The sequence below is a fragment of the Roseovarius roseus genome, assembly GCF_043355935.2.
Lineage (GTDB): Bacteria > Pseudomonadota > Alphaproteobacteria > Rhodobacterales > Rhodobacteraceae > Roseovarius > Roseovarius roseus.
On sequence record NZ_JBHFPE020000006.1, the window covers coordinates 1 to 25,839 of the forward strand.

A 25,839-nucleotide genomic window follows, 5' to 3' on the forward strand; every position below is an offset into this window, starting at 1 on the left:
GCGACCGGAGGAGCGTACTCATGACCGAGCTTCTCGACAGAATCCGTGGCGCGCTGGTCGGGCTGAAGATGCCCCGCGCCATGGAGGCCTTGGATCACACCGTCCAGCGGCTCGAAAAAGGCGAGATCACCGCCATTGAAGCGATCGACGCGCTGTTGAGCGAAGAATACGCGACGCGCGAAACCCGACGGATTGACGTCGCCCTGCGCACCTCGAAGCTCCTGCCCGTCAAGACACTCGAGAGCTTCGACTTCAGCTTCCAGCCGTCCTTGGACCGTGAACGCATCGCGGCACTCGCCCAGCTCGACTTCGTCCGGCGCGCCGAGGTCGTCCACTTTCTGGGTCCGCCAGGCACCGGGAAAAGTCACCTCGCCACCGCGCTCGGCGTCGCTGCCGTGAAGGCCGGCCGCCAGGTTTACCGTGCCTCGCTGGCCGAACTGATCGACGCCCTCGCCAAGGCCGAACGGCAGGGCCAGCTTGCCGAGAAGATCCGCTTCTTCACGCGCGCCTCGCTGCTGATCGTCGACGAGATCGGCTATCTGCCCATCAGCCAAGGTGGCGCCAACCTGTTCTTCCAGCTCGTGAACGCCCGCTACGAGAAAGGGGCAATGATCCTGACGTCAAACCGCGGCTTCGCCGAGTGGGGCGAAGTCTTCGGCGATCCCGTCGTCGCCACCGCGCTCCTCGATCGACTGCTTCATCACGCCGTTGTCGTCCAGATCGAGGGTGCCAGCTACAGGCTACGCAGCCACGCGGACCTCATCCCCGAACACGTTCGCGCCAACGCCCCGATCACGCCGCCACCTCCGCCAAAGCGCCGTGGCCGCCCACCCAAGAAGGAAACTGCCAATTCCTGAAACCGGCTGATTACCGGACCCGCCAGAGTGGGGAATTTTACTTCGGCACTTCTGGGGAAAGTTCAGTCGGCGTTGACAATAGCGTCTCTACGGACAACCAAGAGGCTTATGTCGAAGAACAGCGTGAAGTGGCGGCGAAAGATCTCGAGCAATTCGTGAAGGCGACCGGCGTGCGATGCTCGCGTCCGATTGTGCGCTTCGGCCTTCATCCGACAGCCGAGGAAATCATGAAAGCCGCCAAAGAAGAGGTGGCCGATCTAGTTGTTCTGGGAACGGAGGGCCGAAGCGGACTCGAGAGGTTCTTTCTCGGCAGCGTCGCCGAAGCGGTCCTGCGCATGGCTGACCGCGACGTGCTGGCCGTCCCGCCTGCGTCCGCGTGATCCGAAGCCAGTGCCCACCGTTCGAACAGGTAGTAACCCACGTGATCCTGTCCGTCGCCGACAGCTCTCAGGCAATGCCAAGTGATGGTTAACTATTTCAATGGCCTGTTGGTGCCGCTGATAGGACTCGAACCTACGACCCCATCATTACGAATTTTGCCGTCCATGCCTTGGACGTGACCGGAAGAAGCCGCCCATAGCCGCATAACTCATTACGATTAAATAACTATCTTGAGAAGCGCTCTTGGACGGTGTCAGACCAAGCCGGAGAACGTTTGACGTACATTCCCTACTAATCCCCTACTAAAGAGAACCATTCGCCCAGGGATTTCCGGTGGCGGAACAAGCTAACGGGATGCAAACAGGAGCGAGAACGCCAGCCAGGTAGCTATAGAGAGCAAAGTAACAGCACTCCACAATATTGCCGAAGAAGCCTCCAGTAACGCGGTGCCCTAGTTGTGGATGGATGTGGTATCGTCATACGATCTGACTGTCTTCTCGACCTGTCACGCCCGCTCTTGATTTAGCAGTTTCATATACCACGCTCACCAGTGCGTTTCGAACCCACCACCAGCACAAGTAGCCGGGTTTCGAACGACATCTCGTGATCAGCTAGGTTCCTGCGGCTAGTGCACACTATCCTAGGTGGGCGTTTGAGGCGCTTGCATCCAAGGACGCTTTCGAGCTCGGATAGACATTGGGTATGATAATTTGTCAGGGTGCATGCCACCCACTACGCGGCGGATATCAGACCTTGGACATGGCCTAATGCGCCGAGATAATCGATGAAAGCACCTAAAGGCCTGCGGCTTTTTTGATTGCGGCAGCTGCAACAGTGACGCCGATCTTAGTGGCCACGTCGAAAGCCCACTTACCAGCATTCTTGAGAGCCATTGCGACCTTGGTACTATTTTTTGCCTTCGCAGACTCTTGGGCTTCGGAGACTGCCGCGGCCGCAGACAAAGACCCAGTGGAAGTATCCTGTAGCAAAGCCACCTTGAGGGCCTCAAGTTCGTCTACCAACTCTGCCATTTCCTCGTCAGAGAAAACTACGCCAATATTCTGCGAAAAATTGCTATTGTTCGCACTTGCGTTGTCGCCCATAGCGCCCACAACGCCCTTATTTTCATACTTATTTCCCATGACTTTCTCCAATACAAGTTCCAGCTCGGCTTCGTTCGCAATCCTAGTCCACAGATGTGAATTCAGCAAAGCTTGCCGAAGATTTCGGCGTGCCCCGTGCATTTCCAAGCCATGTGCCAACTCATCCACCTTGGCGACATCGAAGGTGTCTAGAAACACCTTGGTGAATACCTGATAGAACTCAGGGTCGCGCAAAGCAGTCAAGCGTTTCTTTCCCGTTAGGCGACTCAGAGAGTCACTAATTCTTCCACAGAAGTAGTCACTTTTTTCGCGTGATATTTCTGCAGCCTCATTGGACGCCAGCAAGAAAACTGAGTCTTGCAAAAGGCAAAATTCACAATACAAACGCGCCAATACCATTCTCGCTTGTCGCGATCGCTGATCCTCACTTCTGGATTTCTTCTCAACAATAGCCATTGGCAACTCGATCTCTTTGCCAGTATCAGAGCTGCCCGAAACAAAGCGAACTTTGTTCTGCATAAAAGGCCATTGCTCAAACCTTGAATATTTCACCGAGGCCGAAATACGGTCGCTTGGCATTTCGATAATAACCATCGGACGAGAACTCGACACCCAACGACCTAAGCCGTTTCTGTGAAAATGTGCCCGACCACTCGAATTAGTGCCATTGGCATAGATTTCAGCTGCAAGCTTGCCATAAGAGTCAAGCGACACTGTGTTGTCAGTATGCCGCGAGCGAACTTGTCGCAACAATGCAGTGCTTGCGATCTGGACCAGGTCATCAATTGCATAGGCTCTCTGATTCTTATCCATGAGCCCAGAGATACCTATTGAGAAGTACCCAGAAAAAGAGCCGTCAAAGTAAAACCTTTTCAGAACTCTAGTACGCTTTTGATGACCTATCTCAATTGATCTTCCTATTTCACAGATTACTCCTTCTTGTACCCAGCCTCGGATTCCTCCTCGCGGCCGCTCTCTTATTTTCCCAAGGTTCTGTTGAAACGGTTTTACGTTCTCCATGAACACTGGCCACGGCGGATTGCGAATTGTCGCGGCTGCCCTTAGGTCTCGAAAGTCCGAAATAGGGTAGTAGAGAGAAACATACATCTTCAACGCCAATAAATAAGACGGTGGGTGACACCACCGCCTTCTTTGATCCGGACGTAGTCGGGTTCGAACCAACGCTCTTAGCTTTTTCAGCTAATGCTCTACCACTGAGCTATACGTCCACCCAATACGGGCATTGCGGCTAGGCAATCTCGTCACCAGGCGGCAACGTCACCCTAGTGGACAAACCGAACCGTGGTCAACATGGCAGTTATAGCCCGGTTTACACTTAGTAAGGATGCTTGCCTTGGGTCATTTTTTGATGATTTCCATCATGTTCACCGCCAGCTGCACAGCGCCCTAGCTGCACCAAACCCGGCAAACCGGGTAAACCCGGCCCACCCCACCCCAAGCACGGGCCGATCGCGTTTGCAGCTGTAGGCCGCTCCCAGTCCACCCTCTCTCGCGGGCTATTTTGCCCCAAGCGTGGACGAAATCGGTAGACGGACGCTATGCCAGTAAAAAGCCTCATTGCCCGGAGAAAAAGCATCAGTCATACTCCGAGAACCTCGCAAAAGCTGGTATTAGCTATTGTTTTCGCTCCCGAATTGGCTCCGCTCGAAGCCACAGACCATTGACGAACCGAAGGCCACTGGGTTGGCCGAGACTGACCTTGAGGCGGGGCCGAAGGTGGGGACCAATATCGACCGCCCTGTCATCGACCTCTATCGGCCGCACATCACGTCTGGCGACTGCCTTATCGTGACTGGCTATCAAGACTTCCTTTCTTCGCTCGCTGTCCTGATGAAAGAGGTCAAGGAACTAAAAGACCCTAACACAGACCCAGACATCCGCATTCGGATATCATTCGGTATCGATACGGGGAACTCTCGACGTTTGGCAAAGCCGAGACCTGTGACTGAAGAAATGAAGCTCTATTGGCTGGAGAAGTCCGGCCTGCAGATCGAGGACGACGATGACCTGCTCGCGGTGCTGGCAAAGCGGGCGATCCAAACTGGCAAGATTGAGCTTCGCGTCTTTGACCCTGTGCTGGCCCAGACCCGCTTGGGGATCAACGGGGATCGTCGGATGCATTCCAAGATTGTGAGTTCACCAATAGGCGCGGTGGCTGGCTCAGCGAACTTCTCTCGCTCGGGGCTCTACAGCAATATTGAGTATGCAGATGGGCTCGATGCAGGTTCGCACGAGCTTCAGATTGAGCGCACGCGTGCGGCGGAACAGATCTGGGACGTCTCTGCTGACTGGACCGCAGAAGCGCTCGAAATTCTCGACAGGCTGATAAAGCCCGTCACGGCCGAAGACGCCATGGCGCGTATGATCTCGGAACAGAAGGGGTTTGAGCCCTGGCTCACGGGCGGACGCAGGGGAATTACCGGTCACAAGCTTTACGGGTACCAACAAGAACTTACCTACGAGGCATGTTCCATCACATACGACCATGGCATTGCCTTCGTCGAGGCGCCTACAGGGTCGGGAAAAACCGAGATCGGTTGCCACCTTGCGGAGGCCTTATCAGACACGTTTTTGCGGGTGATACCCAGCTCTCCTGTCCATGGTGTGGTCCGGAAGAATGCGGCTGTCATCGCGCCGCCAAAGGTCATCCCGAGTTGGGAAAAGCATTCCACGAATTCTTTACGGCCGATAGCCAACACCAAACTTGCGAAACAGCATCTGCGAGGAGCCGGTGATGACACCAAGACTGGGTTGAGGCTCGATCAGTTCGGCGTGCTCATCATCGACGAAAGCCATACGGTGACACCCGGCTTCGAACAGGCATCCCAGATGGCCGCGGCGGTCGAGCTAGCGCCACCAAGCTGGAATGTCTGCTTGTCAGCCACGCTGCTCGGCAATCGTGACGTCGACTGGCTTGCACACATGCAAGAGAAGCGCGCGTCCATCTTCATGACGCCGGACTACATCCAGGCCATGGGTGAGCTGTTCGACCGAGAGCAGCACAGATCGCCAGACATCTTCGATCACAAGGCGCCACTCGCTGTCTTGTCTGAACCGGAAACTGCGCTTTCGCGACAGGCTCGCACGGAACTCTCTGAGCTGATTTCGCCCTTTCTGGCGCGCCGCCAGCGCCGATGCATTGGCGAGGACGAGGATCGCTCCAAGCACAGCTATCCCAAGCTTGCCAATCATGGGCGACCGAAGACGTTGACGCTCACCAAGCCCCAGAAGGTACGTCTCGACGAAATCGTAGCACTCTGCCACGAACTTGCTCCTGGGGGCAGGGTCACGGCCGTTGAGAAAAGTCGGTTCGGTCACGTCAAGACGCAGCAGAGCACTCAAGATCAGCTCCACATCCGAAACTTGCTGAATATTCTTAGAGTGAACGCGGCGCAGGCCGCCTGGGAGATGTCCCACGGGGTGATCGGGAAGTGGCTGCGGGAATTCGAGCAAGGCTCAAAGAATGGGAGAAGGGTGCCGCATCCAGGTCAGGTCAACATGTTCTCGCTGCTGGGCATCGACGCGTTGGCGACCCCTGAAAAGTGTGATGCCCTCACCCGAAAGCTCAACACGCAGACACTACGCGACCTTGACGAAAAGCGGTACCAAGCCTGCCTGCGCATCCAAGATCAGAAGGATCGGGTTGTCTTCCTTGCAGAACGCACAGACACGCTGGAAATATTCGCGGAAGCGCTTTCACGCCGCGGCCACCACACGAACTTTGTTGTCGGCAACCAGACGAAGGGCGATGAGAGGGCCGTGAAGGCAATTTTTGGGAGTGGACCAGATGGCTTTCAACGCATCACGCACGGCAAGTCTCTGGAGTCCTACTTCCGCCCTGGTGGAAAGAACGCCCCGAAAGGGCCTGCGTCGGTCTTCCTTACCTATAAGATGGCTGAGGGCATCAATCTCCAGTCAGCCGATACACTTGTTCTCCTAGGCGTCACCTCGAACCTGAAAGAGCTCATCCAGGGATTGGGGCGTATCGACCGCATCGACAGCCAATTTGGGATCGTGAACTACCACCTCGTCGATGTGCCGGTCGGTCAGTTTGCATCAGACGACAAGGTGGCCAACCGCATCGCGAACTATCGGACGCTCGCAGGCGAAGAGCTTATCGACGCTGTGCAGGAGGTTGGGTCCGAGGATGCAGAAGTGATCCTAGAAAGCGTCATCACTTATCTTGGGTCGCCCAGGCGATTGCGCGAACACAACTTTCACGACGTTCTCGCTCGGACCAAAGAGAAGATCTCTCCGGAGCGCTACGGGCTCATCAACAAGGCAAGAATCGAAGGCACCTGGGGCGCTGAACTGGCGCTCTTGTCTGCCAGAGAGAGCTTCACTGCCCTCCACCTGAAAGGCTTCGACAAGCCAAACAGTTTTTTCCCGCCGCGTTTGCTGCTGCTGCAGCCTTCTGATACTGCACTGACGGTGGACCGGGGTCAGCTGGCATGCGCACAGACCATTGAGTCAGCGTACGAGCGAACCATAAGCCTCGGCTTGCATCAGATCAGGATGACCGAAGACGAACTGGCTGGCGCGCTTGAAACCATCTCCGAGCAGCTGGGACGGCTTACTGAATGGCATCTACGCCCGGCACGCGTTGAAAGCCTGATGAAGGCGTGCGCTGAGTTCATGACGGGTCGAACAGATGAAAAACAAGATGACGAACAGCTGTTCGGGCACCTATCGCTTCCCGCTATCGAAATGATCTGCGAGTCGTGGAGCAGGCTGCTTGACCCCTTTTGGGAGGAAGCCAAGTTGGACGTGCGAGACAGCTTTGCCTTCGATGGGCTGCCAAAGGGCTACATCGCGATCCAGGCAATTTTGGATAAGCTCGAAGGCGACGCTGTCCGCGCTGACGACATACACGCCAAGATGTCTAAGGTGATTGAGGAAGCGGAGCTGCTGTCACGGGACCACGAGCCAGAGATCGGGCGGCGGGTTTCAGTCGTGTTTTTCTCGGGCGGGACGGGGGAGCACTGATCGAAGAGGGCGCCTGTGGTCCATTATGTTAATCCGGCATAGCGGTTCGTGGCATGCAACTCTAGCTCCAAAGGGCGGCGAGCTTGTTTCGTACAATCTTGAAGTCTTGAAATGCAGCTCTCACTTTGAAGGCTGAGGTTTTGTCCGAAAGATCCCCTAGGGCGTCCGCGATCTCGGCGCGCGTTATCGAGGAACGGGGACCAACAATAACCTGCGTTAACTTCATATGGTCCGAGAACGGCTCAAAATAATGAGTGGTCCCGTTGATCTGCTCGCCTTCTTTAAGCTCGAAGAAGCCTCTTCTCTCTTGCTCATACGACCACGCATTGAACTTAGTCAGCATCAGCTGTTTGATATCAGCAGGAGTGATGTCATCGAGAGCCTTGTGGCCGAGGTCTTGGAGGGTTGGTCTTTCAGAGACATAATGGACTTTGTGGAACCGTGAAGTGGCCACCTCAAACCCAAGAGCGATGCCTTTGAGCTTATCGGCATAGTGGCCCCACAGTAGTGGGTTGCTCCAACGCCTACTCATACAGATGATACCGCTCTTATTGTGCAGGTGCGTTCGCATCTCCAGTAGAGACTTTCTGTCTTCGCGGTCCTTGAGTGCCAAGCCGATGAACTCAAACTCATCGTTCTGCTCTTCTATCCGAGAGACGCGCAGTCGTCTCTCTCGCAGCGCAATGATTGCGTATTTTTCATCCAGGAACCGAAAGGCGAGCATTATCTTTTGACCCTCAAAAGGATAAACCAAGGATCACTTTGGAGGCTATTTGCTTGCCAATTAGCTGTTTCATTTGGGATCCCTCGTTTCCTTTTCATCGTCTCCTCAGCTCCGTTCTCATAGCGCCGGCAGGACAACTGGGTTTGCAATCGGACCCACATTCTTGAATCCGTTTTGGAAAGCTACCTCTACGCCACCACCTGACTGCCCATACATTGGAACGGATGCTCCGCAACGCAAATGAGTGAAGGGCGGAGGACGTAGTTCCCATCTGAAGCAGGCTGGGAGCAATCCTGGAAGGGCCAACCGAGCAACGGCTGAGAAGCCTGTTGGCATGAATTGCACCTCTGACGTCGGAGCGGTGAATGTGTTAGGCGCCACCTGTCCGCTGGTCTGGTCAATTCGCTTGCTGGTAGGCCATGGTTCCCAACGATAGAAGACGTCATCTGTGCCAGTTACTCCAATGAAAGGCAGATGACCGTAAGTCCAGCTTCTAGGTTGCGGTGGCTTTGGAAAGGGACCAATCGGGAAGTGTCGAAACTGAACGTAAGGAACTACTTGGTGCCCCTCCAAGCTAAGTTCGAACGGTTCAAGCATTGCCAACCATTCTCTGAACAAGTCCTTTCGGTCGGAATCAAGCCCCCTTTCATCACGACTGAGCCAAGGTTCATGCAGGTAGCTCAGAGGTTCTCTGGCTTCCAATATCGGGAATAGATCAGCCAAGAACACGGCAACTTGGCCGCCTAGAACAACCAGCCATTCGCCTACTGGTGTTTCCTGTTCAGAAAGAACCTGTATGCCCATTGCTGTTTCAGGAAACTCCGACAGGAGCGATTGATTTCTTTCATCAATTCGAAGAAGCCTCATGAAAACAGATCTCCAAGCGTCAAGACAACCATGACCACATATACCATTGCTGAACCCACACGCGTAAGGCGCTCTTATGTTAATTGCTGGCTGCGTGGCGCAAGGGCCGTGCCAAACCCCGCAAACACCGTAAACCCGGTGCACCCCACCCCAAGCATGGGCCGTGCTGTTGGGGGACGTTTGGCCGCTCCCGGCGCAACGTCCTTGGCGAGCTGTGCCAACATCAAAGCCCGCTGCGGGGCCCTAGAGTTTCGCACATTTAGCGTAGGGTTCCCGCAGCGCTCACCACATGTTACCTATTGCGTAACGAATCAACAGGCATTACCTGTTAGGTAACAAGGGTGCTTCGATGCACATCGAGTTCGCGAGCAACAAACTCAAGCGCCAGATGGGATCTGCGGCAGCTATGCAAAAGGCGTATGGAGATCGGGCGAAACGCCTCATGATGCGTCTTGGTGTCATCAAGAACGCTACGTGCCTGGCTGACGTCCCGACCGACCCGCCGCCCCGGTGCCACCCTCTTAAGGGTGTCTATTCGGGCAGTTATGCGGTCGATATCTCCGGCAACTGGCGCCTGATCTTTGAGCCAATTGTGGCTCCGAGCGGAAATGCAGAGACCACCGCGCCCAATCCGTCCGAAGTGACGGCAATACGAATTCTCGACGTCATCGATTACCACTGACGATGCGACGAGCGGAGAGGAATGAGATTATGAGCGTAGCAGAGAGGAGTGATGCCTGGTCTCCTGACTGGGCAGTTCATCCTGGGGAACATCTGGCAGAGTACCTTGAGAGCCGAGGCTGGTCTCAAGCTGAGTTCGCGCGGCTTGCGGGGCTTAGCTCCAAGCTGGTCAGCACGATTATCAATGGTACGAATCCGGTTAGTGCGGAGACAGCTCTGAAACTCGAACACGTGCTCGGGATGAAGGCCGACATTTGGACTGGGTTGCAGTCGGATTGGGACCTGCACGAAGCGCGCAAAGTCCGTCAGCAAAACGCGGATGAATGTAAGGCATTCTTAGGCAAGTTCCCGGTAAAGGATCTGGTCTCTCGAGACGTGCTTCCTAGGGGGGCGAGCATTGAGGTTATGTGCGAAAGCTTGCTCACATTTTTGGGCATCGGCACGCCAAGCGCTTACGAGGCCAAGCTGCGAAATCTGGCCGTTCAACACCGGCACTCGAAGAGCTTTGAATCCGACGAGAACCATGTTGCTGCATGGCTATTGATTGGTGAACGTCATGCGCGGGCAATGAAGCTACCTGCTTTTGATGAGCATAGGTTTGTTCAGGCGATAGCCGAAGTGCGTGGACTTACCTGTGAACCGCCTGAGGTATTTGCTCCTCGCATGATTGAGCTTTGCGCCGCGTCCGGGGTTGCGGTGGTGTTTGAACCGCCCCTGCCAAAGACGCGGCTATTCGGTTCAGCACGCTGGATCGATGGTAGCCGTGCCATCATCCAAATGTCGCTTCGAATGAAGTCGAATGATCACTTCTGGTGGACGTTCTTCCATGAAGCTGGCCACATTATGCTTCACCGTGGGCGAACCTTCGCGGATGATCAAGGCGGGGTCGGTGACGGCGCTGAAGACGAGGCAGATGCCTGGGCGGAGGAGCAACTGGTTGAGAGGAACCGCTTTGACCAGTTTTGCCAAACGGCCCCTCGCTCAGAGGCAGCTGTGCGATTGTTCGCCAACGAGGTTGGCATTCATCCTGGCATCATTGTTGGGATGCTCCAACATCGCGGTATCCTACCTTACAGAAATCTAAATGGACTGAAGACTCGCTTTGAATGGGTAAAATCTGCGAAAGCTTGAGGCCCAACAAGCGCTACTCGGCGCTGTGTCCCACCCGCAGTGTACCTTGGCGTCCAGGGTGTTGCGCCTTCGGGTTGTCCCGCCACTGAAAGTGAACCTCGACAGGAACTTGGAATTTGGCTGCAAGCCTTTCGCACTCTTTCCAGGCATCCTGCGCCGACTGCCCTTGGATCGAGATACCCAGGTGCTGGTGGAAAGTGTAGCCTTGGGTGCTAAGCTTCGATCGGCTGGCAGGTATATCCAGTGTCTTGACCAGCTCGTCGGCGGCAAGCCCTTGGCTTTTCACAGCAGCAATCACGGAAAGCAGTAGTGACGCCCAGTTTGCTTTCGGGAGCCCTTGACCATCGACGGTTGCATTTAGAACGCGAGTGAATGCTAGGCCAGGCGTGGTTCTGAATTCCAGCACGTCGTCTGCTTCGCTGTCATCGGTTGCCTCATCAACATCCCTCTCCAGGTCGAGATTTCTCATTGTTTGCGCAACGATCGCATCGATCGTCTGCGATGGCGTCTCTGTGCTTAGCCATGTCGCCAACGTCTTCAGGTCGGCAAACGTCGCATCGTTCAATCTTACTACGGGCATCATGTTCTTCTCCGTTCGATCCAATTATCCACAAGGAAATAGGTAACATATCTGCTGTGCAGACGTCAAGACAACATGTTACATATTGTCTTAATACGCGGTGCGCCTTGGTGGGCACTACGCGCGGTACGACCTTCTTCGCGAAGATGCAGCTGCCTAGACTGGTGCCAGCACATTCCCCGGAGCTAATCCAGCTAACTGCCTTCGGCGGTGGTACCCCACCCCATGCACGGGTCCTTGTGCCATAACCCCAATCGGCCCGCTCCACTGGACCCGGTTTGAGCCAAAGGGGGAATAGTTATGTCGGCCTTCAATTTGATGGTTCAAACCGTTGGTCTCGGGATGCTGATCTGGTGGCCTTCGATCTCCAGTCCAAATTTCTCATCTCCGATGCTGACATCGATTCCGCCGTAATGCAGTTGTCGGTGGTGATTGGCACAAACCGTCATGATATTCGCTGCATGCAAGGAGCCCTTTTCGAGCTTTGACACTGGCATGACGTGATGGGCTTCAACATAAGGCTCGCCACTGGGCTTTCTGAACGCGATTGGACCCCAGCCAAGTGCCTCGCAGATCTGGCACTTGAAACCGTTAAGTTTCTTCACCTTTGCGCCCACAGGCCCGCGTTCGATGTACTGGCTTTGCCGCTGCTTTACCTCAGGCGCGGCATCCTGGTACTTATCCTCGATAATCTGCAGCGCCTGTGCCAGATCGGGCGCAACTTGGGGTTTCGGAAGGTCATCGACCCGCATGCCTAGAAAGGCTGCAACCGCCCGAAAGTCATCGCCAGAAATCGGAAAGGTGGAGCCCTGAAACCCTTCCAGCAACAGCTTTGACACACCCGGTGCCTTTTCCTGCAGGCTCTCGATGCGCAGCGGGCTATCCAGAAATGTCTTCAAGTAGCGAATACTGACAGTTGGCCAACCTGCTTCCCGTTCTTTGCCCGGAGACCAAAACTCATCACTCGCGCCAGTAGCTTCGTACGGGTCAGTTAGAACCTGACAGATGGCGTAGATCCCGGGTTCAAGCTGAGGCCGTCCGTCCCGCTCTGACTTGCTGCGCCTATCCTGTCCAACTCTGATGATAGCCAGCTGACCAGGCTTGAACTTGTCACGATCAGAGCGGCGCACTCCCCATGAGTCCACCTCAATACCGCGCGCTAGGAACTCATCGATCGCCCATTTCTGCGGGTTGCACACGAGTACCCAGAAGGCCTCTTCCTCGGCCAGCGGAAGGCCGTCTGCCCATGTTTGGATTGCCCCTGGATGTTGCGCCGCCTCGTCTTTCCAGAGCTTTGAAGAGCCACCAGGCAAGGTGCGCGTCATTTTCAGGACTCGGTCAAAATCGTCGTCTGACCACGCCTTACCCTGCGCAGCTTTTTGCATGTCCTCACGCGAAAAATCCCACCCTCGCTCACCCCATTGCCACGCCTGCGAGAACCGCTCTTTAGCTGTCATGCCCAAAGGCGGCAGGCTCAGCCGGTAACACGCGAAATCAAGCCGTGATTGTATGTTCCCATGAGTGCGGCCAAACTTCGCCATATCGCCAATACCCATAGCCGCCGCTGCTTCGGCATTGCTGTACGGCGTGATCATCCCAGGCGATGAAGACCGGCGCGTCCTCAGCCAATCTAAGAGCGCTTCGGTTCGAGTCTGTGTCGATGCATCTTCGTTCGTGGGAGGCTTGGCTGTAGAATTCGGTACATCGAGCGCTCTACGAGCATACCACAGGGCGCGTTCTGAAAACTCTTCACGATGATCGATGATGATCTGCTCGTAGGATAGGTCAGCCCGATCCGCATCGTTCAAGACTGTGAAACCCTGAGTTGGTTTTTTCCGTGAGACTGCAGCTTCCGCGGCTCCGATCAGGCCACGGTTTTTCAGCTGCTGGAACGTTCGAGACGCAGTCTTGTGGTCTCGCTTCATGAGGCCGACGTATTCGGCAACAGCAAGGACGATCTTCTCTTCGGCTGGTGTCAGGTTGGTCAGGTCGATGCCGGTCTTATCGGCTACTACCTGTCGCGCGAGTGACCCATAGTGCGCCTTTATCGCCGCCTCTATCTCCGGTGTCATCGCGTCGTTATTGACAATATTCGTCTCAAGGTTCCGGAGCTTGTCGTAGTTTGGCGTATTTCTAATCCGCTCGATTATTATCTGCCGGTCTATTTCTGCCACGCCTCACTCCCATATTAACATTCCAAAAATGGTCTCATCATGCCCGCTTGGTCAATGATGGTCATCGGTACCGGCACCTTATGGACGCTTTGGAGGCGCAGGCCACTGCCGGTCCACCCTCTCTGCCGACCTATTTGGACACCTTTGGGCATGACGGCATCATCGACCCGATCTTGGCCTGAAGGACACAGTTGGCGGATATATCTCTTTAGCCGGTGATCCCGCTGACGTTGGCTCGCGCCCACGCATGTACGACAACGCCGGATGCAGCCTGATAAGTCTCTGATAATGATTGTTTTTTCGAGATTTAGCGGTTAAGTTGAGTTGAGGCTATAGGAGGTCTCACATGCCAACACTTCGTTTCACCAAGCGCGTGATTGAAGCACTGCCCCACCCCGAAAAGGGCCAAGTCCTTTACCGCGACGAGATGTTGCGAGGTTTTGGTCTACGTGCGGGTGCACAGTCCAAGGTCTACTTCGCCGAAGGCCAGGTGCAGAACCGGACGCGCCGCGTCACAATCGGCCGAGCCGACGTCTTCGGTGTCGATGCAGCCCGCAAACGTGCCCTCAGTATTCTCAACGACATGGCAACGGGGGTCGATCCAAACGCGGAAAAGCGCCGCGTTGCGCAAGAGAGCGTGACCGTTGGCCAGGCCTTTGATCGGTTCTTTGCAACACGGACCTCCATCGTTGGTAGTACGCGCGATCGCTACCAACGGACGGTCGACCTGTACCTAAAAGACTGGCGACGCACGCCGGTCACTTCCATTACCCGACAAATGATCCTCACGCGCCACCAGCGCATCGGTAAGGCAAACGGCGAGGTTACGGCGAACAATGTAATGCGCCATTTTCGGTCGGTATATAATGTGACAGCCGCTGCGCATGATGAGTTCCCGCCCAACCCAGTCAATATCCTAACCCAAGCCCGTGCCTGGTATCCCGAGCGCCGACGCCGTAGCGCTGTGGCCGCACATGATTTGCCAGCATGGTGGGCCGCAGTCATGGACGAGCCGGAATATTCGCGCGACTTCCTTCTGATCGCTCTGTTCACCGGTATGCGGCGCAATGAAATCGCTACCCTGCGCTGGGAGCAAATCGACCTGACTGAAAGGGCGCTGCACATCCCAAAGACCAAAAACGGTGATCCACTGGACCTACCGCTGTCAGACTACCTGGTGACCTTGCTGCAAGAGCGTCATGAGCAACAAGCAGGCGCGTCGCCTTGGGTGTTTCCAAGCGTAGGCCGCAAAGGTCATATCGTAGAGACCAAAAAATTCACGGCGCGGGTGACTGAACGCAGTGGGGTCGCGTTTACCCTGCACGATCTTCGCCGGACCTTCATTACCATCGCGGAGAGCCTGGATGTCCCCCACTACGCGTTGAAGCGGCTGTTGAACCACCGGCTGTCGGGGGACGTAACGGCGGGGTATATCGTTAGTAGCGCGGAACGCCTGCGTGGTCCCGTATCGTTAGTGGCGGCCAAGATTCTTCAACTTGCGGCGCAATCAGAAATTAGGAAAGCATTATGACTGACGGCGAGCCATATGATTATTCAAGCTTTGAGAATACTTGGCTCTACAGCGGCAAGCCTTTAACCAAAGAACAAAGAACCGAGCTTATCGAAGGCATCAACCCTGACATGTGCAAGAAGCACGGCATCGAAGCGGTTGCTGAGCATCAGGCGCTCCTGTTTGACCTGGTTCGGATCATGAAAACAGGGTCAGAGGTGCCAGAAACTGATGGCAAAATACTTCCGCCGAAAGATCAACCGACAGTCAAATCAGCTCGGAGCAAAATTGCACAGGCATCAGGTCAACTAGGCAAGGCAGAGGACTTGCTCCATGGTTTGACAGGCAACGAGACAGCTCGAGCGCTTCTGGAACACTGCAATGCCTACGATCACTTTGAAAGTCTGTTGCCTGCACTGAATAAGCTAATTTCAATTTTGGAAGAAGCTTCGCGATATGAAGGTCATCATGGCCAGAGGCAAAATCCTGATTGGGTGCGGTTTTTTTGCGAAACCTGTCAAAAATTCTGGGGAGAATTCATGTCTGGAGGAAAAACCCTCGTTTATCAGAATGAACAGGAAAGCCGCATTTCTGAGTGGGTGCACGACCTGTACTGGATACTTGGCAAGGTCAGTGGTGAAAATCCACCTGTGTCTATGCTGCTTACCTATGCCAAGAACCCCAACCGCTGAACGACATAAAAAAAGTACGTTTGGCAGCATTAGATAGCCCCACCTAAAAACTGCGATTGATGGCCCGTAACCAAAAACGGAGACATCAAATGAATAAAGACCCTGACAAGCTGCTTACGACGAAAGAAGCGGCGATACTGCTTCGCCTTAGCCCCCAAACGCTCGAGAAGTGGCGCACGCAAGGGCGGGGGCCAAAATTCGTCAAGCTCGAAAGCAAAGCCGTTCGTTATCGCTATGGCGATCTCATTAGCTGGTACTTTGGCGACTGATATGGCCGACAAAACAAGCCTTTCCAACGCCATGTCCTCGCCTGCTGGTGCAGCCGTGGAATATCATAAAATAGGATGGGAGCCGCTTCGGCTCCCCCCTCGCAAGAAATCGCCAGCGGGTAAATGGAAAGAACCGCGGGTATGGTCCGAAGCCGAAATCCAGGCCGAGTTTTCCGATAACAGCAACGTCGGCATCGCGCTGGGAATACGCTCGGGAAATCTGACCGACATCGACTTTGACTGCCCTGAAGCGGCTGAACTTGCTAAGATTATTCTTGATACCTTGCCGAGCTTCGGTCGTCCCGGTTCGCCTTACAGCCACCGTATCACCCTGGCCGAACTCAAGAAGGGCCGCTATACCTTTGAGCTGCCCAAGGAGGTCGCAACCAGACTCAAGGCGGCCCGCGCGATGCTGTTGGAGGTACGGGGGACCGGTCACCAAACCATGTTTCCGCCTTCGATCCATCCGACCGGGGAACGGGTGCAATGGCACGCCGGTGCAACGTCTGTTCCAAAAGCAGAACCGGGCGAATTCCTGAAACTGTGCGGCGTAATCGCTGTGCTTTCCGCCACTGCGATGGCTTATCCGGTGGTGGCAGGCCAGCGCGATGAAGTCTGCATGATGATCGCGGGCGTACTCGTGCGTGCGGGTTTCGATGATGAAATGATCGACGACCTGATCGAGTGCGTCGCCTCGCTTGCGGGCGATGAGGAAGCGGAGAAACGCCGTGGTAAGGCCGCTGCCACCCGCGCCCGCATCGATGCAGGTGAGGGCGCATGGGGGCTGCCTGAGCTCTGTTCTCGCCTTGAGATCGAAGAGGCAGAACCGGCGTTTCGCAAGTGGCTGGGCTCCAAGGCCCCTTCACAGAAAGGCGGAAGTCCAGGCCGCCCAGTGATCTTCGTTCAAGGAGGTAACCTGCCGTCGGAGGTAGATGAAGCCGAGGAAGCCCTGCTTGCCGCCGGTCTTGGTGTCTACCAGCGGGGCGAAAATCTAGTGCGGGTCGTGCGCCTGCCTCAAAGTGAGGGCGACGACGGCGTACAGCGCCCCAGTGGGGCCTTGCTGATCCATCCTGTCAGCGCGGCCTGGCTGAGGGAAAAATTCGCAATCTCGGCGGTCTGGATGAAATACGGCAAGGAGGAACCTTACCCCATCAACCCGCCCACTGAACACGCACGAGCGCTGTTGGCGCGCGTCGGAGAATGGCACGCGCCGGTGCTCCGGGGTGTCGTGTCCTGCCCCACGATGCGCGCGGACGGCACGATCCTGCAGGACCCTGGATATGATTCCGCGTCAGGCCTACTCTATGATCCCGGGGGCGTGGTGTTTCCCCAGGTACCTGAAACGCCGACACGTGCGGACGCGCAAGAGGCAATGCGAGTCCTGAAGAAGCCCTTTCGCGAATACCAGCTGCCGACCCCGGCCGACTGGTCCGTGCTGTTGGCTGCCGTGATCACCTCGGTGATTCGCCGCGTTCTGCCGTCCTCTCCGCTTTTCGCGATAGACGCGCCTACGGCAGGTTCTGGCAAGACACTCATGTGCGAGGCTGTCGGTGTGATTGCCTCTGGTTACAAGCCGACCATCATCTCACAGGGGAAGACCCCTGAAGAAGATGAAAAGCGTCTTGCCAGCATCTTAATGGCCGGGGACGCGGTCTTGGTAATCGACAACTGCGAGCGCCAGTTGGGGGGCGATACATTATGCTCGATGCTGACGTCCGAGATCATCGCGTCGCGGATTCTAGGCAAGTCCGAGATGAAGCAGGTGCTTACAAACGTCCTCGTGATGGCGACGGGTAACAACCTCGAAGTTGTAGGCGACCTGGGTCGCCGCACCCTGGTCTGTCGCATCGATACCGGCGCCGAGCGGCCTGACCAAATTGAGCACTCGTTCGAGCTCATTGATGAGGTTCTGGCTGATCGCCCGCGCCTTGTCGTGGCAGCACTCACGATCCTGCGCGCGTATGTAGTAGCGGGCAAGCCCAATCGCATGATCCCTATGGGGTCCTTCGAGGGCTGGAATCTCGTACGCGAGGCCCTAGTCTGGCTCGGGGAAGAAGACCCCGCCGTTACGCGCGAAAGTGTCATCGCGGATGACCCGCGGAAAAACGAACTGGCAGAGCTTCTTGAGCTATGGGCTGATGCACTTGGCGGGCGTTCGATCATTTTGGCGGAGTTGGCGGACGAGGCGGCCAGTTCGCCCCGTTCAAAGACAGCAGCGCTGCATCAGGCTCTGGCGGAGCGTACCTATAAGCAGGTGTTCAATACGCGCAGCGTCGGGCGTTACCTGTCAAAAAACAAAGACCGCCTTGTCGGCGGGCGTGTTCTGCGTTGCGAAGATGATCCGTCAGGGGTGAAACGCTACCGGTTGGAGACCCCCGGGGCGCCTCCGGCGATTGATACGCCTTTCTAAAGGGTCAGGTTCAAAACGCTGGTGGGGTCGGCAGTGTCGGTCCCACTGGTTTTGCGGGTATGCCGGGTTTATTTTGCCTGCCATCACACGTGGGCAGCACCAAACCCTGGTAACCTGTTAAACCCTGTCTTCGTTGCGCTGGCCACCTTCGTGGCTATCCTGTGTCGTTACCCTCCAACCAATGCTGGATTTCTAGCAGCGCAGATGCGTTGGTTTCGTCTTTAACGATACTTTCCAGATCGGTCAGCGCGTCGCCGAGGGTACGCCCGGCCTCAACCCCGTCGCGCCCCTGCAGCCGGTTCTGCAGCCAAGCCTCAAGCATCTGTCGGCGTTCGGGCTGCAGCGCTTCCGGCTGCTGGTGAAAAACGATGCGCCGCGCCAACTCGCGATATCTGTCGTCCTCGATGGCTTCGGCAATCTCTGCGCGCTCAATCCAGCCCGCCGCATGAAAAGCCTGCATCCGGGCTTCGTCCGCACGGCTTGGGAAGCCCTCATACATCCGGCCCTCGACCACCACAGCGGGCTCAAAGGGCGGGTAGCGCTGTTGCATTGCCACACCCACCCGCGCGGCGAACAGGCCATCAGCGGCCACCACAGCGGCCCGGCGGACGATCTCAGCCGTGGGCAGGCCAATTGCGCCCTGCAAATCCCCCACCAGGCCTAGATCGACCAACGCTGGCATCTTGTTTGTGTAGACAGTGCGCAGCGCCCGCTTCGGTCCCTTCATCTCCTCGGCAAGATCATCCTCGCTCAGGTTCAAGACTTCAGATGGGTCACGGCGAAGATTAAAAACAGCCTGCATGGTCGGGTTCATTGGATGGTGTCCGCAGCCGACAACGGCGCGCAATGATGGAACACCCTTGTGATATTCGACCAGGCCCTTCGGTGCGCCGGACGCCAGCGCCGCCGTTACCTCTCCCTTGTCAACCAACGGCATCAAAGAATTCCAAACAACCGGTGCGCGGTCGCGGATCAGCCGAGCAATGTAAATGGTGGCTTCCACATCCGCCAAAGCGTCGTGGGCGTTTTCATGCGCGAACCCGTTTGCAGGGGCCAGCGTGTCGAGTTTCAGCGTGGGGCGTTCGTTGTGGTTGATCGGTACTGTGATGGCGTTGGGTGCCAACGCTGCCGTCGCTTGCGCCAGGCGCAGCACGTCGGCCCGCTGATTACCGTTCGTGTTGGTCAGGTAGGTCGGCTGCACGGTCTGATAGAATGCTTGCCGCAGCAGCGGTTCGTCGAACGCGAAGGTGTTGTACCCGGTGAAGATCGCCGGCGACCACTCGCGCAGCTTCTGCGCGATGGTCTGCATGGCGTCGTAGTGGGACGGTAGGCTGGGGTCTGTCAGCATCGCTGGCGTCACCCGAGTGGCCAGCAGGGCACCCGGTGCCGGGACGACATGAGGCAGCAGGCGGCAGCGGATTTCGAAACGGTCGAGTTCGTTCAGATCGTCATCAGTCCGGATCGCTGCGAACTGCAGGATCTGGTCGAAAGTGGTGTCCGTGCCGGTGGTTTCGGTGTCGTAGAAGATGAAGGACATTTTGTGCGCTTAAGCATCCTAACTATTCACTTTGAACATAGCGTTTGCCTGGTGCTGAGTTATTCAAAGACGCGCCGGGAGTCTTGTCCCCGAGTAATGAACTCGCAGAGGCGATCCACAAGATCGCTCGACGGCTCCCGCCCAATCGCACATTCCCACACGGTCCCGACTCGCCAGCCCGCATCCGTCAGTTGCCTCAAGTTTCGAGCATCCCGTTCCACGTTCCGGTGGAACTTCTCCTCCCAGAACTCCACATTGCTTGAAGGGGTGGATGCCTTGTGGCAGCCTGCGTGTCTGTGCCAGTAGCACCCATGAACGAAGAGTGCAGTCCGCCACTTGGGAAGCACGATGTCCGGTGAGCCGGGTAATCCTCTATAGTCGATGCGGTAGCGAAAACCTTGATGATGCAAGGCTCGGCGAAGAGCCATTTCCGGCTTGGTGTCACGCCGACGTACGCGTGACATAATTTTCGAACGTACTTCAGGTTCAACTGTGTCAGCCATGATGATCCGTTCTCTTGATAACATTGGCATTCACCTCAATGGAGACGAGGCCGCCCAAGTTAGTGAAATAGTAGAACATCGGGACTAGAAAGAGCAGCGATATCCGAACAGGTAGCTTGCCGCAGCTTGGAGTATGTTCGGACAGTTCATCCAAGCCTGGCCAAGTAGGCAAAAACAACTAACTTGACCCAGATTCAGAACAAAGGCAGAACAAATATGTGTCTCAATGACCAGATGTCAACAACTTACCAGATGCAAGGCAACGGCTTCGATGGAACGAAAGCTGCCAGAACGACGCCAAAACTGCTCGATATCTAGTTGTTTCTTGGTTACAGATGGCGATATGATGAGCTCTTGATGGCCTGGAAGACGTGAGGGAGGTAAGCTAAGTGGACAGTGGCAACGGTGTAGTCAGCCTGTTCGCGGGCATTGGCGGCTTCGAACTAGGCGCCAGCGAAAATGGACTTGAAACTGTACTCTCTTGCGAAATTGAAGCCAGCGCGCAAGCGGTCCTTCAGCAGCAATTCCCTGATGCGGAGATGCACTCAGACGTTTCAACTCTCAGTGATTTGCCCGCTGCGTTTGCCATAACTGCAGGGTTCCCTTGCCAGAACCTAAGTCTTGTGGGTGACAATAGTGGAATTCAGGGCCGCGATACCAAGATCGTCCTTGATCTATTCAAACTTCTTGAAAGGTCAAAACGCCACGATTGGGTGGTCCTGGAAAATGTCCCGTTTATGCTCTGGCAGCACAAAGGAGAAGCCATACGGTTTGTCACTGAATCGCTGCGAAAAATCGGATACCGCTGGGCTTACCGAGTTATCGACGCAAGGGCATTTGGAGTTCCCCAGCGGCGCCGGCGAGTAGTTATCGTCGCATCAAGAATTCATGATCCCCGAACAGTTCTCTTTAGCGATGACGTGGACACGCCAAGCTGGATTGATGATGATGGAAAGTCTCCTTGCGGCTTTTCCTGGACCGAAGGCCGATACGGTCTTGGGTGGGCACCGAACTGTGTCCCGACGATAAAGGGTGGTTCTCGCGTAGGTGTACCCTCGCCTCCAGCGATATGGTTTCGCGAATCCGGTCTTGTTGGAACTCCGAGCATAGAAGACGCCGAACGCCTACAGGGTTTTAGTGCTGGCTGGACCTCAGTAGCAACAGGCCCGAGAGGCCAGCTTGGCGCTCGCTGGAAGTTGGTTGGTAACGCCATACCTGTCGGGCTTGCAAATTGGGTATGCACGAGGCTCAAGCAGCCTGGCGATGACCCAGCAAAGTACTCTTCCTCAAAATGGTCGAGCAGGATTTGGCCAAATGCCGCCTTTGATATTGGTGGGGGCGTCATGAAGGTAGACATCGGGGAGTTTCCGGAGGCAATACACTGTGATGGCATCGATAACTTTCTTCAGCACTCGGTGAAGCCCCTATCTGAAAGAGCATCTAGAGGCTTCTTAAAGAGAGCGCGCGAAGGAAAACTCAAATTTGCGGAAGGCTTCTTGAACGCGATAGAGCTGCATGCTGATAATATGGCTGCAGGTTTGGTGGAAAAAACGGAAGCGGCATAGCAGGCGTGATTGACATGTTGCATCAGACTTCATTTGACGCGCTTCTTTGTAAAGGAATTGCAGAAGGCTTCGTTCCGAGTGATGGCCAAATTAGACGAAAGGTGTTGCGGGAATCGAAACCTCTGAGTGAAAGAACGATTGCATTTCCAGATCAGAAATTTTTCGCAGATCAATGCTTGCGTCCTCAAGATTTGTTTTATCAAGCGTGGCTTCGGAAAGATGCACAATCTCTTTCACATTCAAACGGCCTTACTATAAATATTGCTGATCTGTTTTCCGGTTGTGGAGGAATGAGCCTAGGCATTGCGGAAGCAGCTTTAGCTTCTGGCTGCGATGTAAGGCACGTATTTGCAGCAGAGCACGACCAAAAAATTGCAGAAGTTTATGGGCATAATCTTCGTCCGGAAAACTTGCACATTGGCGATATCGCCAAAGCATTTAACGGTGCATTTGGGCAACCTCCGACTGCCAACGAAAAGGAGCTGATCGATAAGGTTGGCCATCTTGATCTTCTTTGTGGGGGCCCTCCGTGCCAAGGCCACTCTGACCTAAACAACTATACTCGCCGGAACGATCCAAGAAATTCACTATACTTTTTGATGGCACGCGCAGCAGAGCTTCTCAGGCCAAATGCGGTAATCATTGAAAATGTACCAGGCGTCAGACGAGACAGAACCGGCAACTTTGGAGCGACCATACGGTCTCTCGAAGAGCTTGGATACTCGGTAGCGATCCGGACCGTAAATGCAAAAGACTATGGTGTACCACAAAGCCGAAAGCGCACTTTTGTTTTTGCTGCCAACGGCGCGGATCGGGTTCGCAGATGGGAGGCGAACCTGGATGGGTTGGTGGACCAGAGGGCGAGAACGCCCCTTTGGGCAATTGAGGACCTGGTGGATTTGGAGCCACAAAGATCGTTTGACGAAGCATCTACCCTGTCCGAAGAAAGCCAAGCACGGGTCGACTGGCTTTTTGAAAATAGTAAGTACGAATTAGACAACTCAATGAGACCAGATTGTCACAAGCTAAAATCACATAGCTATAATTCAGTTTATGGCCGTATGAGACCAGATACGCCTGCCCCGACCATGACAACTGGCTTTTTGGTAATGGGGCAGGGTAGATTTATTCACCCAACGTGCCGAAGAACAATCACGCCTCACGAGGGAGCGAGGATTCAGACGTTTCCTGACTTTTTTGATTTCGGGGTTCAGAAAAGAGGCATGTTTGCCAGAATGATAGGAAATGCCGTTCCACCGCTGTTGGCGTACTATGTTGGACTAGCATCCCTAGACGCAATCCTGCACTAGTTTAAGGATTTCATTCTCAATGCGCCGCCAATCTTGAGACAAGTCTACGGTTTTGAAGGTATAGTTCCGACCTTTAGATCTAAAGCTCAAGTCAAGATCGGTTCCGGCCTTTGGATACAATACCGCCCCTGAAACATCGTGTTTCGGAAAGTGTGCGCTTGAATGTTCGATATAGGCCTGAATCTGATAAAAATGCTCGGATCGAATAGTTCGGCTTCCATAATGTTCCTGAAATGCCTGCGGAGTGTACTTCGTATCAATAATCAGAATGTTCGACGCCGATTTCAGAGTAACGTCAGTTCTCATCGACGGGACCAGAGACCCGTCGCCCTCTTCAATATCCACCATATATGGCGGGAACCTACGGCTCCCGACCTGAAACCGCCCCTTCAATTTATGCCGGAGCAAACCGACTACAAAAGCTTCAAACAATTTTCTCATCGCGACTTCATCTCTGATATAACTGGAGAACCAATTCTTCCCGCTACCATCGCTTACCATAACTTGATCAATCAGTAGTTCGCATATTGATAACGGAAAACGATACCTGCGCATCGACCGGTCTAAAATAGTTCTCCGTAACGCTGATCGCGTAAGTGCGACATCAGAGACTTGGGTCAGTTTTGACCAAATTCTTCTTGCATCGCTTCTTTGGAACTTATCCAAGTCGGACGATACAGATAACAGTCGCAAAGTCGCTTTAATAATCTGATTTTCCAGAGTGTCGGTCACCACCACCGGATGATTGCAAACAACTACGCCAGCTTTCCAATCTGGCGACAATAATGTTCTTTTAAGCTCAATCCGTCCGCGAACTGTACGCAGACGTTCTGTTTTACGCTGGTGCTCTGTTGCAAGATCGTGAACGATAGTTTGATTCACTGTTTGACACAAAAGCGAACATAGAAAATTTACCGGTTTATCATAGCTATCTTTTCCAAACAGCTTAAGTTGATCTGGCCTGTAATGAGACCAGGCATAGATCAACATGTAGAAGAAGTTTGATATTGAAATTCTTGGCGTCGAACTTGTCATGCTAAGAAGTCTGTTCACTCGTCGAGCTGGGCGAAGGGAGCTGCTGCGATAGCAATGAGATGCGCTCTTCGGCCATGTCGCCTTCCTCCGACCAATATTCCCTCAATAACGGTGCAATTTCATGCTCAACTATGTTCATGTACCATCGCCACAGATCAGCGCCTTCTTGCACCTTGCCGCAAAAATAGCTGTGTCCAATCGCAAACCCAGGACCTAAATTTCTGGTGTCTTCGCTGATCACCTTGTTAAGCTCAATCATTCTCGCTGAAATCTCTTCGGCGATAGTTCGATTTACACCATTCTCGCTTACAAATTTTAAAAATTCGTCTTCCCCGTAAGCAGGCTCAAGGTCGATAAAGGAAAACCGCCGCCGAAGGGCATAGTCCACTATCGCGAGGGACCGGTCGGCTGTGTTCATCGTCGCAATAAGAAAGACATTCTTAGGTACATAAAATCCGGAGTCGCCTTCTTCGTGGCTATAAGCCAGATCCACCGCAAATTTAGCGTCTCTCTTAGTTGCTTCTATGAGGGAGAGTACTTCACCAAAGACCTGAGAAACGTTTGCCCTATTGATCTCGTCGATGAAGACAACATACGGATTTCCCGGGTCCCCTTCCGCTCGCTTACAGAACTGTAAAAATGTTCCATCTTTCAGGACGAGGTCGCCTGATTTCGAAGGCCGCCAGCCCCTCACGAAGTCTTCATATGAGTAGGACTGGTGAAATTGAAGCGAAAGAACTCGCGATTCTTCCCCTGCTATTTCCAAGGATATACTCTTGCCGATCACCGTTTTCCCAGTGCCAGGGGGGCCTTGGATAGCGACGCACTTCTTACGCATGATCTCTGAAACCATTTCGGAGCGTGCTGATGCGGTTAGGAAAACATCCGACGACAAGGGGTCATCATAGTCGCTAAGGTTCTTCGTCAAATTTCTTCGATCACGAACTTTTACGATTTCAGTGTTCTTGAAGTCGTACCCGAGACGCTCTGCAATCTTCTTGGCAGTCTCCCTCAACTCTTCGTCATAGTACATGCCAATTACGTGCCACTCTGGCTGCGCTCCAATGAAAACCGAGATGCCGGCCAGGATCTGCACGTTTTCGGACATATAGCTAAGTATCTTGGGGTAGGAATCCTCCTCGCCGGTGCACCGCCCGACGAACACCCAATCAAGGGTTTCAATGTCTGATTGCACACGAGAGAAAGTGGATTCCGACAACGCCCTGCGTGTCTGCTTTTCGTCATTTAGCGCGCGAATGTCGATGTGGTCACGTGGAATTTCCGCTGCGTCAGCAAGCGGTTTCGAGAAACCGTCTTTTTGCTCGTTTGTCAGTTGAGCTCTACCGGTTCCACTGTACGCTTCGCCCAGGTGATCAAAGATCGTTAGGTCCGCAGGCGACTCTGTCGCATCAGACAATTCTAACTCGGGAACGCCTTCTTCATCTCTATCCGTGCTCATCGTAGCCTCAGTCAAATACCAATTTGTACTGAAGTTAGATGAAC

Annotated in this window: 19 protein-coding genes and 1 tRNA gene; 11 read left to right on the forward strand and 9 right to left on the reverse strand. The window is 54.6% G+C overall.

All coding sequences use genetic code 11. The features are described from left to right. Positions 1-20: 20 nt before the first annotated feature. A complete protein-coding gene (istB, locus tag ACEWPL_RS11240) occupies positions 21-857 on the forward strand; it encodes an IS21-like element helper ATPase IstB (protein WP_393930896.1) in 837 nt (278 codons plus the stop codon). Beyond that, entirely contained in the window at positions 854-1,237 is a 384-nt protein-coding gene (locus ACEWPL_RS11245; protein WP_420744347.1) for a universal stress protein, read from the forward strand. The genes istB and ACEWPL_RS11245 overlap by 4 nt, the downstream gene beginning before the upstream one ends. 795 nt (positions 1,238-2,032) lie before the next feature. Here ACEWPL_RS11245 and ACEWPL_RS11250 read toward each other — a convergent pair. Further along, a complete protein-coding gene (locus ACEWPL_RS11250; protein WP_393932535.1) occupies positions 2,033-3,154 on the reverse strand; it encodes a hypothetical protein in 1,122 nt (373 codons plus the stop codon). A 345-nt stretch (positions 3,155-3,499) separates the two neighbouring features. Further along, positions 3,500-3,570, reverse strand: a tRNA-Phe gene (locus tag ACEWPL_RS11255). 475 nt (positions 3,571-4,045) lie between these two features. Here ACEWPL_RS11255 and ACEWPL_RS11260 point away from each other — a divergent pair. Then, positions 4,046-7,348, forward strand: a complete 3,303-nt coding sequence (locus ACEWPL_RS11260) for a DEAD/DEAH box helicase family protein (protein ID WP_393932533.1) — start codon at positions 4,046-4,048, stop codon at positions 7,346-7,348. 61 nt (positions 7,349-7,409) lie between these two features. Here ACEWPL_RS11260 and ACEWPL_RS11265 read toward each other — a convergent pair whose 3' ends face one another. Then, complete coding sequence (locus ACEWPL_RS11265; protein WP_393932531.1) at positions 7,410-8,072, reverse strand: DUF2971 domain-containing protein; 663 nt, start codon at positions 8,070-8,072, stop codon at positions 7,410-7,412. A 1,216-nt stretch (positions 8,073-9,288) separates the two neighbouring features. Here ACEWPL_RS11265 and ACEWPL_RS11270 point away from each other — a divergent pair. Next, positions 9,289-9,621, forward strand: a complete 333-nt coding sequence (locus ACEWPL_RS11270) for a type II toxin-antitoxin system RelE/ParE family toxin (RefSeq protein ID WP_393932529.1) — start codon at positions 9,289-9,291, stop codon at positions 9,619-9,621. Positions 9,622-9,650: 29 nt separating this feature from the next. Further along, entirely contained in the window at positions 9,651-10,751 is a 1,101-nt protein-coding gene (locus ACEWPL_RS11275; protein WP_393932527.1) for a HigA family addiction module antitoxin, read from the forward strand. A gap of 13 nt (positions 10,752-10,764) precedes the next feature. Here ACEWPL_RS11275 and ACEWPL_RS11280 read toward each other — a convergent pair whose 3' ends face one another. Continuing rightward, positions 10,765-11,334, reverse strand: a complete 570-nt coding sequence (locus tag ACEWPL_RS11280; protein WP_393932525.1) for a T4SS efffector SepA family protein — start codon at positions 11,332-11,334, stop codon at positions 10,765-10,767. 320 nt (positions 11,335-11,654) lie between these two features. Then, on the reverse strand, positions 11,655-13,505 hold the full coding sequence (locus tag ACEWPL_RS11285; protein WP_393932523.1) for an EVE domain-containing protein: 1,851 nt from the start codon (positions 13,503-13,505) through the stop codon (positions 11,655-11,657). Between the two features lie 346 nt (positions 13,506-13,851). On the opposite strand from ACEWPL_RS11285, the gene ACEWPL_RS11290 reads away from it, so the two are divergent. The 4 genes from ACEWPL_RS11290 (at position 13,852) to ACEWPL_RS11305 (ending at position 18,386) form a co-directional block, all read left to right on the forward strand. Continuing rightward, complete coding sequence (locus ACEWPL_RS11290) at positions 13,852-15,036, forward strand: tyrosine-type recombinase/integrase (protein ID WP_393932521.1); 1,185 nt, start codon at positions 13,852-13,854, stop codon at positions 15,034-15,036. Continuing rightward, positions 15,033-15,707, forward strand: a complete 675-nt coding sequence (locus tag ACEWPL_RS11295) for a hypothetical protein (protein ID WP_393932519.1) — start codon at positions 15,033-15,035, stop codon at positions 15,705-15,707. Before ACEWPL_RS11290 ends, ACEWPL_RS11295 begins: the two co-directional genes overlap by 4 nt. Before the next feature lie 89 nt (positions 15,708-15,796). Beyond that, a complete protein-coding gene (locus tag ACEWPL_RS11300) occupies positions 15,797-15,976 on the forward strand; it encodes a helix-turn-helix transcriptional regulator (protein ID WP_393932517.1) in 180 nt (59 codons plus the stop codon). Position 15,977: 1 nt separating this feature from the next. Then, the gene (locus ACEWPL_RS11305) at positions 15,978-18,386 is read left to right on the forward strand and encodes a bifunctional DNA primase/polymerase (protein ID WP_393932515.1); all 2,409 of its coding nucleotides are present in this window, start codon (positions 15,978-15,980) and stop codon (positions 18,384-18,386) included. Positions 18,387-18,540: 154 nt separating this feature from the next. On the opposite strand, the gene ACEWPL_RS11310 is transcribed toward ACEWPL_RS11305, so the two are convergent. Then, a complete protein-coding gene (locus ACEWPL_RS11310; protein WP_393932513.1) occupies positions 18,541-19,923 on the reverse strand; it encodes an exonuclease domain-containing protein in 1,383 nt (460 codons plus the stop codon). A 59-nt stretch (positions 19,924-19,982) separates the two neighbouring features. Further along, positions 19,983-20,456: a very short patch repair endonuclease gene (locus ACEWPL_RS11315; protein ID WP_420744342.1), complete on the reverse strand. Its 474-nt coding sequence runs from the start codon at positions 20,454-20,456 to the stop codon at positions 19,983-19,985. A gap of 359 nt (positions 20,457-20,815) precedes the next feature. Between ACEWPL_RS11315 and ACEWPL_RS11320 the strand changes: the two genes are divergently transcribed. Beyond that, on the forward strand, positions 20,816-21,991 hold the full coding sequence (locus ACEWPL_RS11320) for a DNA cytosine methyltransferase (protein WP_393932509.1): 1,176 nt from the start codon (positions 20,816-20,818) through the stop codon (positions 21,989-21,991). Between the two features lie 14 nt (positions 21,992-22,005). Further along, on the forward strand, positions 22,006-23,301 hold the full coding sequence (locus ACEWPL_RS11325; protein ID WP_393932507.1) for a DNA cytosine methyltransferase: 1,296 nt from the start codon (positions 22,006-22,008) through the stop codon (positions 23,299-23,301). On the opposite strand, the gene ACEWPL_RS11330 is transcribed toward ACEWPL_RS11325, so the two are convergent. After that, on the reverse strand, positions 23,281-24,336 hold the full coding sequence (locus ACEWPL_RS11330) for a 5-methylcytosine restriction system specificity protein McrC (protein ID WP_393932505.1): 1,056 nt from the start codon (positions 24,334-24,336) through the stop codon (positions 23,281-23,283). The genes ACEWPL_RS11325 and ACEWPL_RS11330 overlap by 21 nt on opposite strands. A 1-nt stretch (position 24,337) precedes the next feature. After that, positions 24,338-25,795 carry an AAA family ATPase gene (locus ACEWPL_RS11335; RefSeq protein ID WP_393932503.1) on the reverse strand — a complete coding sequence of 486 codons (1,458 nt, stop codon included), beginning with the start codon at positions 25,793-25,795 and terminating at the stop codon, positions 24,338-24,340. Between the last annotated feature and the right edge of the window lie 44 nt (positions 25,796-25,839).

Bases quoted from the DNA above. Each gene is read 5' to 3' on its own strand.
- istB (WP_393930896.1), top strand. From the start codon at position 21: ATGACCGAGCTTCTCGACAGAATCCGTGGCGCGCTGGTCGGGCTGAAG.
- ACEWPL_RS11250 (WP_393932535.1), bottom strand. From the start codon at position 3,154: ATGGATAAGAATCAGAGAGCCTATGCAATTGATGACCTGGTCCAGATC.
- ACEWPL_RS11265 (WP_393932531.1), bottom strand. From the start codon at position 8,072: ATGCTCGCCTTTCGGTTCCTGGATGAAAAATACGCAATCATTGCGCTG.
- ACEWPL_RS11270 (WP_393932529.1), top strand. From the start codon at position 9,289: ATGCACATCGAGTTCGCGAGCAACAAACTCAAGCGCCAGATGGGATCT.
- ACEWPL_RS11275 (WP_393932527.1), top strand. From the start codon at position 9,651: ATGAGCGTAGCAGAGAGGAGTGATGCCTGGTCTCCTGACTGGGCAGTT.
- ACEWPL_RS11280 (WP_393932525.1), bottom strand. From the start codon at position 11,334: ATGATGCCCGTAGTAAGATTGAACGATGCGACGTTTGCCGACCTGAAG.
- ACEWPL_RS11290 (WP_393932521.1), top strand. From the start codon at position 13,852: ATGCCAACACTTCGTTTCACCAAGCGCGTGATTGAAGCACTGCCCCAC.
- ACEWPL_RS11295 (WP_393932519.1), top strand. From the start codon at position 15,033: ATGACTGACGGCGAGCCATATGATTATTCAAGCTTTGAGAATACTTGG.
- ACEWPL_RS11300 (WP_393932517.1), top strand. From the start codon at position 15,797: ATGAATAAAGACCCTGACAAGCTGCTTACGACGAAAGAAGCGGCGATA.
- ACEWPL_RS11305 (WP_393932515.1), top strand. From the start codon at position 15,978: ATGGCCGACAAAACAAGCCTTTCCAACGCCATGTCCTCGCCTGCTGGT.
- ACEWPL_RS11310 (WP_393932513.1), bottom strand. From the start codon at position 19,923: ATGTCCTTCATCTTCTACGACACCGAAACCACCGGCACGGACACCACT.
- ACEWPL_RS11315 (WP_420744342.1), bottom strand. From the start codon at position 20,456: ATGCCAATGTTATCAAGAGAACGGATCATCATGGCTGACACAGTTGAA.
- ACEWPL_RS11325 (WP_393932507.1), top strand. From the start codon at position 22,006: ATGTTGCATCAGACTTCATTTGACGCGCTTCTTTGTAAAGGAATTGCA.
- ACEWPL_RS11330 (WP_393932505.1), bottom strand. From the start codon at position 24,336: ATGACAAGTTCGACGCCAAGAATTTCAATATCAAACTTCTTCTACATG.
- ACEWPL_RS11335 (WP_393932503.1), bottom strand. From the start codon at position 25,795: ATGAGCACGGATAGAGATGAAGAAGGCGTTCCCGAGTTAGAATTGTCT.